The sequence below is a fragment of the Sabulicella glaciei genome, assembly GCF_026183895.1.
Lineage (GTDB): Bacteria > Pseudomonadota > Alphaproteobacteria > Acetobacterales > Acetobacteraceae > Roseococcus > Roseococcus glaciei.
This window is the reverse complement of the sequence record NZ_JAPFQI010000001.1, coordinates 95337-108084: the sequence shown is the minus strand read 5'-3', so window position 1 is coordinate 108084 and position 12748 is coordinate 95337. Positions and strand designations below refer to the sequence as shown.

12 protein-coding genes are annotated in these 12748 nt (G+C 70.7%); 1 reads left to right on the top strand and 11 read right to left on the bottom strand.

Annotated features, from left to right (window positions below):
* Positions 1–15 precede the first annotated feature (15 nt).
* From OF850_RS00460 to OF850_RS00410, 11 genes are all read right to left on the bottom strand, one after another.
* The gene (locus OF850_RS00460; protein ID WP_301587698.1) at positions 16–804 is read right to left on the bottom strand and encodes an OmpH family outer membrane protein; all 789 of its coding nucleotides are present in this window, start codon (positions 802–804) and stop codon (positions 16–18) included.
* Between the two features lie 19 nt (positions 805–823).
* A complete protein-coding gene (gene bamA / locus OF850_RS00455) occupies positions 824–3160 on the bottom strand; it encodes an outer membrane protein assembly factor BamA (RefSeq protein WP_301587697.1) in 2337 nt (778 codons plus the stop codon).
* A gap of 92 nt (positions 3161–3252) precedes the next feature.
* Positions 3253–4371, bottom strand: a complete 1119-nt coding sequence (gene rseP, locus OF850_RS00450; protein ID WP_301587696.1) for an RIP metalloprotease RseP — start codon at positions 4369–4371, stop codon at positions 3253–3255.
* A gap of 9 nt (positions 4372–4380) precedes the next feature.
* A complete protein-coding gene (gene dxr / locus OF850_RS00445) occupies positions 4381–5541 on the bottom strand; it encodes a 1-deoxy-D-xylulose-5-phosphate reductoisomerase (RefSeq protein ID WP_301587695.1) in 1161 nt (386 codons plus the stop codon).
* 5 nt (positions 5542–5546) lie between these two features.
* A complete protein-coding gene (locus OF850_RS00440) occupies positions 5547–6377 on the bottom strand; it encodes a phosphatidate cytidylyltransferase (RefSeq protein ID WP_301587694.1) in 831 nt (276 codons plus the stop codon).
* Entirely contained in the window at positions 6374–7102 is a 729-nt protein-coding gene (uppS, locus tag OF850_RS00435; protein ID WP_301587693.1) for a polyprenyl diphosphate synthase, read from the bottom strand. The genes OF850_RS00440 and uppS overlap by 4 nt, the downstream gene beginning before the upstream one ends.
* Entirely contained in the window at positions 7102–7677 is a 576-nt protein-coding gene (frr, locus tag OF850_RS00430; RefSeq protein WP_301587692.1) for a ribosome recycling factor, read from the bottom strand. Before frr ends, uppS begins: the two co-directional genes overlap by 1 nt.
* A 20-nt stretch (positions 7678–7697) precedes the next feature.
* A complete protein-coding gene (pyrH, locus tag OF850_RS00425) occupies positions 7698–8417 on the bottom strand; it encodes a UMP kinase (protein ID WP_301587691.1) in 720 nt (239 codons plus the stop codon).
* A gap of 76 nt (positions 8418–8493) precedes the next feature.
* Entirely contained in the window at positions 8494–9408 is a 915-nt protein-coding gene (gene tsf, locus OF850_RS00420; protein ID WP_301587690.1) for a translation elongation factor Ts, read from the bottom strand.
* A 24-nt stretch (positions 9409–9432) separates the two neighbouring features.
* A complete protein-coding gene (rpsB, locus tag OF850_RS00415) occupies positions 9433–10212 on the bottom strand; it encodes a 30S ribosomal protein S2 (RefSeq protein ID WP_301587689.1) in 780 nt (259 codons plus the stop codon).
* 140 nt (positions 10213–10352) lie between these two features.
* Positions 10353–10877 (bottom strand): phosphonate metabolism protein/1,5-bisphosphokinase (PRPP-forming) PhnN, encoded by a 525-nt coding sequence (locus OF850_RS00410; RefSeq protein ID WP_408906449.1) that lies wholly within the window; start codon positions 10875–10877, stop codon positions 10353–10355.
* A gap of 76 nt (positions 10878–10953) precedes the next feature.
* On the opposite strand from OF850_RS00410, the gene OF850_RS00405 reads away from it, so the two are divergent.
* Positions 10954–12741 carry a gamma-glutamyltransferase family protein gene (locus OF850_RS00405; RefSeq protein ID WP_301587687.1) on the top strand — a complete coding sequence of 596 codons (1788 nt, stop codon included), beginning with the start codon at positions 10954–10956 and terminating at the stop codon, positions 12739–12741.
* Positions 12742–12748 lie beyond the last annotated feature (7 nt).

Below are 12748 nucleotides of genomic sequence, written 5' to 3'. Positions count from 1 at the left end.
GCGGCCCCCTTTCCCTCAGTTGCGGCCTTGGGCCGGGCGCTGGCCGCCCTGCGCGGCCGGGGCCGGTGCCTGGCCACGCGGGGTGACCTGCTGTGGCGGCGGGGCGGGCGGGGTGGAGCCATCGCTGTCGGCCGGAATGTTCACCCGCGCGAGGATGCGGTTGAACTGCTGGCTGACCTCCTCCGTCATGTCGAAGGCGGGCTCGTTCATGATGACCAGCGGTCGCGGCAGCACGATGTTCACGCTGCGCCCGGCGGCCACCTGCCGCACCACGTTCGCCAGCGACTCCTCGATCTGCGACAGGGCCTGCTGCGCCGCCTGCTCGATCGCCTGCGAGCGGTTGCGGAAGATACGCTGCGAGTCGGTGATGCGGTCCTGCAGCTCGCGCTCGCGCTGGCGGATCTGCTCCGGGTTCAGCGTCGCGCGCTGCGTGGCCAGCTGCTGCTGCGCCTCGCGCCAGGTGTTCTGCTCGCGCTGGAGGTCATCGTTTAGCCGGGTGCGGCGCCGCTCGATTTCCTCTCGCACCTGGTTGAATGCGGTGGAGACGCGCTGCACCTCGGGGATGTCCACGATGCCGATCAGCGCTGCCGGGGGCTGCTGCCCGGTCCGCGCCGCCTGGCCCTGCGAAGGCTGCGCCGGACGCTGCTGGGCCGGAGGTTGGGCGGGGCGCTGCTGCGCCTGGGCCGGGCGCTGCCCGCCCTGACCCTGTCCGGGCACGAACCACTCCTGCCCACCCTGCTGCGCGAGGGCGAAAGCCGGAAGGAGGCCAATGGACAGGCCGAGGACGAGACGAGAAAAACGCATGAGGATCAGACTTTCCGGTTCAGAAGCGCGTGCCGAAGCCGAAGCGCACGACCTGGGTCTCGTCGTAGCGCTGCTTCGCCACCGCCTGCGCGACGTCGATGTTGATCAGCCCGAAGGGCGACCGCCAGGAGATGCCTACCCCCGCGCCAACGCGCGGCGCCGCGGTGTCGCCGATGCCTGTGCCGGCAACGGTGCGCGACAGCGAGCCGATATCCACAAAGGCGCGGCCGATCAGGCCAAGTTCCGACGGGACGGGCAGCGGGAAGCGGAACTCGCTGCTCTGGGTCCACATGAAGCGGCCACCCAGCGCGTCGCCCGTGTTGAGGTCGCGCGGGCCGGCGCCGGCCAGGGCGAAGCCACGCAGGTTCTCGCCGCCCAGGAAGAAGCGGTCGACGATGCGGTCGGGGCGGTTGCCAAAGGATTCCAGGATGCCGACGCTCGCCGTGAAGGAAAGCACGTAATCCTCGTGGCCGAGGATGCGCTCGAATGGCAGGTGCAAGCCGCCATCCAGCCGGCCGCGGAAATATGCGACGTCGCCGCCGAGCCCGGCGAGGTCGGTGCCAAGGCGGATCAGGTAGCCACGGCGGGGCTCCAGGAAGTTGTCGCGCGTGTCATAGGACAGCGTCTGGCTCACCTGCGACAGCAGGGTGGAGCCGCGCTGCTCGGTTACGTAGCGGCTGGCGCCAGCCTGGATGTTGTACACCTCGCGCTGGACGAGGCTGTAGGACACGTTCTGCCGCAGCCGCTCGTTGAACTCCCAGCCCGCGCGAAGCGCGAAGCCGGCGCGACGCTCGCTGTAGTTCGCGATGTTGAGCAGGTTGCGCTGAATGTAGAACACGTCCGCGCCGAGGGCGAGGTTGCGGTCCAGGAAGGCTGGATCGGTGATGGACAGGTCCAGCTGCGACCGGCGCTGCGCGATGGTCGCGGCGATGCGGGCGTCGAGGCCGGTGCCTGACAGGTTGCGCTCGCGGATGCCGAAATCCGCGAGGAAGCCGGCATCGGTCGAGTAGCCGCCGCCCACGCTCACCTCGCCCGTCGCCCGCTCCTGCAGCCGCGTCGTGATGATGGTGCGGTCCGGCGCGGAGCCGGGCGCGCTGGTGATCTGGACGTCGCCAAAATAGTTCAGGTTCCGGATGCGCTCGCGCGAGCGGCGGACCTGCGCGGCATTGAAGGCATCGCCCTCCGCGAGGCGGAACTCGCGCCGGATCACGCGGTCCTGCGTACGGGTGTTGCCCTCGATGTCGATGCGCTCGACGAAGATGCGCGGCGCCTCGTTGATCGCGAAGGTAATGTTGATGCGTCGCGCATCCGTGTCGCGGGTGATCTGCGGCTGCACGTCCACGAAGGGGAAGCCGCGCAGATTGGCCGCGTCCGCGATGGCCTGCGAGGTGCGCTCCACCGCGTCGCCGTCGTACCAGTCGCCGGAGCGGATCTCGATGAAGCGCCGCAGCTCCTGCGTGTTCAGGTTCGGGAAGGCGGAGGTGATCGTGATCTCTCCGAAGGAGAAGCGCTGCCCCTCAGTCATCGGATAGGTGATGAAGAAGCCCGAGCGGTCCGGCGCCAGCTCCGCCGACGGATTCCCCACCTGGATGTCGGGATAGCCGTTGCGCAGGTAGTAGCGGCGCAGGAGTTCGCGGTCGAAGGAGAGCCGGTCCGGGTCGAAGGTGTCGGAGGTGGAGAAGATCCGGTAGAAGGCCTGCTCCTTGGTCGCCACAACCTCGCGCAGACGTGAGTCGGAAAAGGCCGAGTTGCCGACGAAGTTGATGCGCGCCACCTGCGCGACCTCGCCCTCCGTGATCTCGAAGACCACGTCCACGCGGTTTTGGTCCAGTTCGATGATCTTGGGCTCGACCCGCGCTGCGTAGCGGCCGCGGCGGGCATACAGGTCGAGGATGCGCTGGCGGTCGCCTTGCGCGAGCTGCGGCGTGAAGACGCTGCGGGCGCGGAGCTGGATCTCGGGGCGGATGTTGTCGTCGGAGATGCGCCGGTTGCCCTCGAAGGCGACGCGGTTGACGATCGGATTCTCCTGAACCTGCACCACGAGGCGCGAGCCGTCGCGCGTGATGCGGACATCGCGAAACAGCCCGGTCTGGAACAGGGAGCGCAGCGAGCGGTCCGAGCGATCCGGGTCGTACGGGTCGCCCGGCTGCAGCAGCATGTAGGAGCGGATCGTCTCCGCCTCGATGCGCTGGTTGCCGCGAATGTCGACGGAGGTGATGACGCCCTGGGGCTGGGGCGCGGCAGCGGGTGCCGCGCGGCGCGGCGACTGCGCCACGGCCTCGGGCATGGCGAGCAGGCCGATTCCGGCGGTGGCGAGCAGCAGGGCGCGGAAGGTGGCGTGCAAGGGGCGACCCATGGGTTTCGTGGTGGCGACGGACGCGGGGACCATAGCGGCGGCGGGGTGGCCCCGCCACCCCGGCCCGCTGGGCGCAGGGCGCGACAGGCGGCTCATCCCAGCATCCCAGCGACCCACCGCCCGATTCCGCCATGGGCGATGTCGTTCCAGGTGGCGAAGACGAAGAGCGAGATGAGCAGCGCGAAGCCGGCGCGGAAGCCGTATTCCAGCGCGCGCGGCGGCAGCGGCCGGCCGCGCACAGCCTCGGCGGCGTAGAAGAGCAGGTGCCCGCCATCGAGAAGCGGAATCGGGAACAGGTTCAGCAGGGCGAGGCTGATGGAGAGAAGCGCCATCAGGTTCACGAGCGGCACGATGCCCAGACTCGCCGCCTCGCCCGACACCTCGGCGATGCGGATCGGCCCACCCAGCTCGCGCGCCGAGCGGCTGCCGCTCAGCATCTCGCCGATGCCGCTCAGCGTCAGCCAGGACATCTCGGCGGTCTGCACCGTACCGGCCCAGAGCGCGCTGAACGGGTCCAGGCGCTCGAACCGCGCCTGTCCGCCCTGGATGCCCAGGATGCCGACCGGCTGCGATGCCTCGGTGCCCGGGCGCGGCGTGGGAGTGGCGGTGAGCGTCACCTCGCGCCCCTCACGCGTCACCCGCACCTCGACCGGCACGTTGGCGCGAGGCTGGATGTGGCGCTGCACCTGGTCGAAGCGGCTCACGCGCGTCCCGTCCAGGGCCACGATCTCGTCGCCTGGCTGGATGCCCGCCTGCTCGGCCGGGGAGCCAGCGGCGACGACGCCCACCGCGGTCATGCCGCGCGGCTGGCCGTAGGTGGCGAAGAGGCCGGCGAAAAGCAGGATGGCCAGCAGGAAGTTCGCGATCGGCCCGGCGGCGACGATGATGGCGCGGTCGCCCACGGGCTTGTCGTGGAAGGTCTCGCCCTCGCGGGGGGGCGGGGTGTTCGGCTCGGGCGCGCCGTCCAGCGGCGACTGCCCGTGCAGCTTCACGTAGCCGCCCAACGGGATCCAGGAGATGCGCCATTCCGTGCCGCGCCGGTCCGTCCAGCGTGCCACCGCCCGGCCGAAGCCGATGGAGAAGGCGTCCACGTGGACGTTGCGCCAGCGCGCCGCCAAGTAGTGCCCCAGCTCGTGGAAGAAGATGAGCACGCCCAGCACCACCACGAAGGCGAGCAGGGTGCGGACGGCATCAGGCAGGAAGTCGAGCATCGCGTTTCCTCAGGCGGCGGCGCGCCGGGCAGCGGTGCGGCGCGCGTGGTCGCGCGCGCGCCCGTCCAGCGCCAGCACGGCGGGAAGATCCGGCACCGCCTCCCCGCCCAGTGCGGCAAGGGTATCCTCCACCACGGCGGCAATGTCCAGGAAGCCGAGTTCCCGGCGAAGGAACATCTCGACCCCGATCTCGTTCGCGGCATTGAGGACGCAGGGCGCGCCCCTGCCCGCCTCCAGCGCCTCCCGCGACAGGCGCAGGGCCGGGAAGCGCGCCGGGTCCGGCGCGGCGAAGTCCAGCCGGCCCAGGGCGGCGAGGTCCAGCGGCTTCACCTCCGCCTTCATGCGCCGCGGCCAGGCGAGGCAATGGGCAATGGGGGTCCGCATGTCCGGCGAGCCGAGCTGCGCCAGCACCGAGCCGTCCTGGTACTGCACCAGCCCATGGACGGTGGATTGCGGGTGGATCAGCACCTCGATCGGCGGGCCGGGGAAGAGGCGTGCCGCCTCGATCACCTCCAGCCCCTTGTTGAACATGGTGGCGCTGTCCACGCTGATCTTGGCCCCCATGGACCAGACCGGGTGGCGCACCGCCTGCTCCGGCGTGGCGGCGCGCATCTCGGCGAGGCTGGCCTCGCGGAACGGGCCGCCCGACGCGGTGAGGATGATCTTGGCCACCTGCTCTGTCGCCCGCTCGCCCAGGGCCTGGAAGATGGCGTTGTGCTCGGAATCCACCGGCAGCAGCGTGGCGCCGGAGGCGCGGGCCGCCTCCAGCACGATCTCGCCGGCGCAGACCAGGCTTTCCTTGTTGGCGAGGGCCAGCGTGCCGCCGCGCCGCAGCGCCGCGAGGGTGGAGGCAAGGCCGGCCGCGCCCACGATGGCGGCCATGGTCCAGTCCGCCGGCCGCGCGGCGGCTTCAGCGACCGCCTCCGGGCCTGCTGCCGCCTCGGTTCCGGTTCCGGCCAAGGCCTCGCGCAGGGCCGGCAGCCCCTCCGGGTCGGCCACGACGGCGAGGCGGGCGCGGTGCTCCCGCGCCTGGGCCGCCAGCGCCGCTACGTCGCGCCCGGCGACCAGGGCTTCGACCGAGAACTCGCCGGGTGCGGCGGCGGAAAGCAGGGACAGGGTGGAACGGCCGACGGAACCGGTGCTGCCCAGGATGGAAATGCTGCGGCCCAAGGCCCTTACCTCCAAAGATGCGTGCCCGGGCCGATGACCCAGGACAGCAGTGCGGCGACCGGCGCCGCCGCCAGGACTCCGTCGAGCCGGTCGAGCAGGCCCCCATGGCCCGGAATCAGGCCAGAGGAGTCCTTTACCCCGAAACGGCGCTTGATCCAGCTTTCCAGGAGGTCGCCCCCCTGGGTGGCGATGCCCAGCAGCGCCGCCACCAGCGCGGCCCTGATACCGGCAGAACCGGGCTCCAGCACGGTGGCTGCCAGCGCCCCGACCAACATCGCGCCGGCCAGCCCCCCAAGGGCGCCTGACCAGGTCTTGTTGGGTGACACGGCCGGCCAGAGCTTCGGCCCCCCAAAGGCCCGCCCCGCCAGATAGGCGGAGATGTCCGAAGCCCAGACGACCAGGAACAGGAAGATCACGTTCTCCCGCCCCGCCGCGTCGGCGTGCCGAAGCTCGATCAGCGCCACCCCGGCGAGGCCGATATACAGCGCCCCGAAGGCGAGCCAGAGCGGCGGGACCTTGCCGCGCCGCCGCGCCGAGTGCCGCGCCGCATAGGCGCCTACCAGCAGCAGCACCATGGCCGTGGGGAAGGACCCCGCCGTCGAGGCCGCGCCCGCCAGCAGCACCGCCGCCGGCACGAACAAGCCGGGGCGCGAGCGGGTGGAGCCGCCGCACATCCGCACCCATTCCCAGGCCAACCCGGCCGCGCAGACCGCCATCAGCGTCGTCCACCAGTGCGCCCCCAGCCACATGCAGAGCAGCGCCGCCGGCCCCAGCAGGCCGGCGGTCAGGGCGCGCTTTCGCAGGTCGCTCCAGTTCCGTCCGCCTGCGGCGCTCACCCCGCCCGCGCCCCGAAGCGACGCTCGCGGGCCGCGAAATCGGCGAGGCACGCGGCAAAATGGTCGGGCCCGAAATCGGGCCACAGCACCGGCGGGAAGGCCAGTTCTGCATAGGCCGCCTGCCAGAGAAGGAAGTTGGAAAGGCGCTGCTCGCCGGAGGTGCGGATGATCAGGTCCGGGTCGGGCTGGCCGGCGGTGTAAAGGTGTCGGGCGAAGCTCGCCTCGTCCAGCGCCTCGGGCGCAATGCCGGAGCGCATCGCCGCCCGCGCTGCCGCCACGATCTCCGATCGCGCGCCGTAGGACAGGGCCACGGTGAGGTTCAGCCGGACATTGCCGCGCGTGCGGGCCTCCGCCGCCTCGATGTCGGCCAGGGTGTCGGTCCCGAAGCGCTGCCGCTCGCCGATCACGCGAAGCCGCACGCCCTCGCGGTCCAGCTGGGCGACCTCGGCACGCAGGTAGTGGCGCAGAAGGCCGGTGAGTTCCTGCACCTCCTCCTTCGGACGCGACCAGTTCTCCGAAGAGAAGGCAAACAAGGTCAGCCACGGCACGCCGTGGGAGATCGCGGCCTCGATGGTGCGGCGCACGGCTTCCGCGCCCGCGCGGTGGCCCATGGCGGTAGGCAGGCCGCGCTGTTCCGCCCAGCGGCGGTTGCCATCCATGATGACGGCGACGTGGCGCGGCGGGACGCCGCCCGCGCCCGCCGGTTGGGCGGGGCGGTGGAGCATCAGACGGTCTTGATGTCCTTTTCCTTCGCCGCGACCGCGGTATCGATCTGCTTCACGTAGTCGTCCGTCAGCTTCTGCACCTCGTCGGACCAGCGCTTCGCGTCGTCCTCGCTGATCTCGCTCTTCTTCTTCCAGCCCTGGATCTGCTCCATCCCGTCGCGGCGCACGCCGCGGATGGCGACCTTGGCGCCCTCGGCGTATTTCGACGCCATCTTCGCCAGCTCGTTGCGGCGCTGCTCGGTCAGTGGCGGCAGGTTGATGCGGATGGTCTGGCCTTCCGATTGCGGGTTCAGGTTCAACCCCGAATCACGAATCGCCACCTCGACCTGCTTGGTGACCGAGCGATCGAAGACCTGCACCACCAGCATGGAGGGCCCGCCCACCGAGACGTTCGCCAGCTGGTTCAGCGCCTGGTTCGCGCCATAGGCCTCGACGCGGATGTTCTCCAGCAGGGCGGGCGAGGCGCGGCCGGTCCGCAGGCCGGAGAACTCCTTCTTCAGCGTCTCCATCGCGCCATCCATGCGGCGTGAAAGGTCGGCGCGGAGGGCGTTCTTGTCGGGCGGTGCGGCGGCCATGGCTTTCCCCTCTTCCTGGTTCAGGCGGCGTCGGTCACGGTGGTGAAGCGGCCATGGCCCTGCATCACGGCCGTAAATGCGCCCGCCTCATGGATGTTGAAGACGATGATGGGCAAGTGGTTCTCGCGCGCCACCGAGATCGCGGCCGCGTCCATCACCGCCAGGTCGCGCGACAGCATCTCGAGATAGGTGAGCGTCGTGTAGCGCTTGGCGTCCGGGTTCTTGCGCGGGTCGCTGTCATAGACGCCGTCCACCTGCGTGCCCTTCAGCAGCGCGTCGCAGCCCATCTCGGCGGCGCGCAGCGCGGCGGCGGTGTCGGTGGTGAAGAAGGGATTGCCCGTGCCGGCGGCGAAGATCACCACGCGGCCCTTTTCCATGTGGCGGATGGCGCGGCGGCGGATATAGGGCTCGCAGATCGCGGACATCTCGATCGCGCTCTGCACCCGGGTCGGCACGCCCAGCCGCTCCAGCGCCGACTGCATGCCCAGCGCGTTCATCACGGTGGCCAGCATGCCCATGTAGTCGGCCTGGGCGCGGTCCATCCCGGCCGCAGCCCCTGCGATGCCGCGGAAGATGTTGCCGCCGCCGATCACCAGCGCGACCTGCACGCCCAGCTCGGCCGCGTCCTTGATGTCCTGCGCGATGGCCTTCACCGTCGCGGTGTCCAGGCCATAGGCGCGGTCGCCCATCAGCGCCTCCCCCGAAACCTTCAAGAGCACGCGCTTGTAGGTGGGGGTCATAGGGTTTCCGGTTCCGTTCCGTGGGAAACTAGCAGGGGGCGGGGGGCGCGGCCAGCCACGCCCCCCTATCCTGGCCTCAGGCCTTCAAGCCGGCCTGGGCGGCGACCTCGGCCGCGAAGTCGGAGGTTTCCTTCTGGATGCCCTCGCCCAGCTGGAAGCGCGCGAAGCCGGCAAGGTTCAGCCCGGCCTTCTGCACCACGGCGCGCACCCGGCTCTCGCCGTCATGCACCCAGACCTGCTCCAGCAGCACCACTTCCTCGTAGTACTTGCGGATGCGGCCCTCGATCATCTTCTGGATGACGGCGTCCGGCTTGCCGGAGGCGCGAGCCTGTTCGGTCAGCACCGCGCGCTCGCGCTCCAGCGACGAGGGATCTACGGCGTTGACGTCCAGCGCCTCGGGGCGCGTCGCTGCGACGTGCATGCCGATCTGGCGGCCCAGCAGCTCCATCACCTCGCCCTCGCCCGCGCCTTCCAGCGCGACGAGAACGCCGATCTTGCCGAGGCCCGGCTTCACGGCGTTGTGCATGTAGGTGGCGACCGTGCCGCGCGCGACCCGGAACACCTTGGCGCGGCGGATCGTCATGTTCTCGCCGATCGTCGCGACGAGGCGCGTGAGCTCCTCCTGCGTCGAGTGCGTCGTGCCGGGGAAGGTCGCGGCCTTCAGCTTCTCGATGTCATCGCCCACCGAGAGGGCGAGCCCCGCCACCTCGGACACGAAATTCTGGAAGGTCTCGTTGCGCGCTACGAAGTCGGTCTCGGCATTGACCTCGACCATGGCGGCGACGCCAGGGCCGGAGGCAGTGCCTACCAGCCCCTCGGCGGCCACGCGGCCGGACTTCTTGGCCGCGGCGGAAAGACCCTTCTTCCGCAGCCAGTCGATCGCGGCATCCATGTCGCCGCCCGTCTCGGTCAGGGCCTTCTTGCAGTCCATCATGCCCGCGCCGGTCTGGTCGCGCAGGTCGCGGACCATCGCCGCCGTGATCTCAGCCATCGCTCGTGCTCCTGCTTGCGGGGTTCAGGCCTGGGCTTCGGCGGCGGGCGCCTCGGCGGCAACTTCCTCCGGAGCCAGCTCCTCCATCGCGCCGATGTCGCGGCCCGAGGCGGTCATCTCGGCCGAGATGCCGTCGAACACGGCCCCGGCGACAAGGTCGCAGTAGAGGTTGATGGCGCGGATGGCGTCATCGTTGCCCGGGATCGGGAACTGGATGCCGGCGGGATCGGCATTGCTGTCCACCACGGCCACGACCGGAATGCCGAGCGTGTTGGCCTCCTCGATCGCCAGCTTCTCCTTCACGACGTCGATGACGAAGATCAGGTCGGGCAGGCCGCCCATCTCGCGGATGCCACCGAGCGCGCGGTCCAGCTTATCCTTCTCGCGCGTCAGCATCAGGACCTCCTTCTTGGTGAGGCCCTGCACGTCGCCGGAGAGGCGCGAATCCATCTCCTTCAGGCGCTTGATGCTGCCCGTGATGGTCTTCCAGTTGGTGAGCATGCCGCCCAGCCAGCGGTGGTTCACGTAATACTGGCCGCAGCGCGTCGCCGCCTCGGCCACGTACTCGGCCGCCGCCTTCTTGGTGCCCACGAACAGGACGCGGCCACCCCCGGCCACGGTGTCGCGTACCTGGCGCAGGGCGCGCTCCAGCATCGGCACGGTCTGCTGCAGGTCCAGGATGTGGACCTGGTTGCGCACGCCGAAGATGTAGGGCGCCATGCGCGGGTTCCAGCGCCGCGTGTGGTGGCCGAAATGCACGCCCGCCTCGAGAAGCTGGCGCAGGGAAACCTCAGGCATCGCCATCGCGATCATCCTTCCATCGTTAGTCCGGTTGAGCCTCCGCGGCGCAATGAACCCGGGATTGACCGGGACCGGACCCTCGCCATGGGGGAAGGGCGCGCCGCGTGCGGATTACCGGCGGACAAGCGCCGCCGGCGGGCGGGTCATGGCGGAAATCGGCCCGCGGCGCAAGCCTCCAGCGCCCGGCGGAGGGCTGCGACGGCTGCATGGACGGGACCATCGTTGATGATCCGAACCTGGTTCAGCCCCTTGAGCGGGGTGCCCTTCCGGTCCAGCCGGGCGGCGATCTCCGCCCCCTCTTCACGCCCCCGCGCCCGCAGCCTTTCTGCCAGCACGGCGCGCGGGGCGGTGACCTCCGCCACCAGAAGGGGGTGGCGCGACGCGGCCTCCTCCAGCACGGTGCGGGACAGGTTCAGCAACGTGACGGGTGCCCGCTCCACCTCCGCGCGGCGGATGCCGTAGCGCAGCCCGTGCGCTTCCCATTGCAGGATGAGGTCGGCCGCGGCGAAGCCCTCGGGCGGGAGGTATTCATGCGCCTCCCCGCCCGCATCCTCGGGGCGGGAGATGACGCGACGGGCAAAGTGGAAGTGGGCATCGCCGGCGAGTTCTTCCCTCAGCGCGGCCAGGATCGTGTCCTTTCCCGCCCCCGAAGGCCCCACGATCGCCACCCAGACCATCCTGCCCCCCCGATTGACGAAACCGGCCCTTGCCTTCCCTATCCCGGCAACAGGAGCGTCACCAGCCATGTTCACCACCCGCCCCGAGATCGCCGGCACCTTCGGCGTCGTCGCCTCCACCCATTGGGTCGCCAGCCAGGTCGGCATGGCGGTGCTGGAGCGGGGCGGCAATGCCTTCGACGCCGCGGCCGCCGCCGGCTTCACCCTGCAGATGGTGGAGCCCCACCTGAACGGGCCGCTGGGCGACTGCCCGATCATCCTCCACTCCGCCGCGCTGGGGACGCAGCAGGTGATCTGCGGCCAGGGCCCCTCCCCGTCCGGGCTGACCGTGGCGCATGTGAAGGGGCAACTCGGCCTCGACATGATGCCCGGGACTGGATTCCTCGCCGCCCCGGTGCCCGGCGCCTTCGATGCCTGGGCGCGGATGCTGCAGGAGCACGGGACGTGGCGCCTGCGCGACGTGCTGGAATACGCCATCGGCTACGCCCGCCACGGCGCGCCCATGGTGGGTCGCGTCAAGGCGACGGTGGAGTCCGTGCGCCGCCTGTTCGAGCAGGAATGGACCACCTCCGCCGCCATCTGGCTGCGCGATGGCGGGCCGCAGGCGGGCGGGCTCTACAGCAACCCCACCCTGGCCGAAACCTATGAGCGCCTGCTGCGCGAGGCCGAGGCGCCCGGCCGCTCCCGCGAGACCCAGATCGAAGCGGCGCGCGAGGCCTGGCATGGTGGCTTCGTCGCCGAGGCCATCGACCGCTTCGTCCGCTCCCCGGCCATGGATACCTCCGGCGAGCGCCATGCCGGTGTGCTGACGGGCCAGGACATGGCGAAGTGGCGCGCGGGGGTGGAGAAGCCGCTCACGTATGACTTCAAGGGCCACACCGTCCTGAAGTGCGGCCCCTGGAGCCAGGGCCCGACGATGCTCCAGACGCTCTCCCTACTCGACGGGATGGACCTCGCCGCCATGGACCCCGTGGGGGCAGAGTTCGTCCACGCCGTCACCGAAGCGATGAAGCTCGCCTATGCCGACCGCGAGGCGCATTACGGCGATCCGGACTTTTCCGACGTGCCGATGGAGGCGCTCCTCTCGCCTGAATACGTGGCGCAGCGCCGCGCCCTGATCGGCCGCGAGGCCTCGATGGAGTTCCGCCCCGGCACGCCGGGCGGGCGCCCGGTGCGCGGCGTGGACTATGCCGCCGCCGTGGCCCGCGCCGAGGAGATGCGCGCGGCGGAAGGCAGCGGCGAGCCGACCGTCTCGCGCCTCGGCGCCTCGGGCGGCGACACCTGCCACGTGGACATCATCGACCGCTGGGGCAACTTCGTCTCGGCAACGCCTTCGGCGGGGTGGCTGCAATCCTCGCCCGCCATCCCGGAGCTGGGCTGCTGCCTCGGCACGCGCTGCCAGATGTTCTGGCTGGACGAGACGCTGCCCAACGGCCTCCAGCCCGGCAAGCGGCCGCGCACCACGCTTTCGCCCTCCATGGTGCTGAAGGACGGCGCCCCGTACATGGCCTACGGCACGCCGGGCGGCGAGCAGCAGGACCAGTGGCAGCCCATCATGCTGGCGCGGATGCTGGCGCACGGCTTCAACATCCAAGAAGCCATCGACCTTCCCAGCTTCCACTCGGAGCACTGGGTGTCCTCCTTCTGGCCGCGCGGCGCCAAGCCCGGCAAGCTGGTGCTGGAAGGCCGCTTCAAGCCGGAGGTCGCCGAGGAACTGCGCGCCCGCGGCCACAAGGTGGAGATGGGCGGCGACTGGTCGGAAGGCCGCCTCACCGGGGCGCGGCGCCTCGCAGACGGGCAGCTTCGCGCAGGCGCGAACCCGCGCGGCATGCAGGGCTACGCGGTGGGGCGCTAGCGGACCG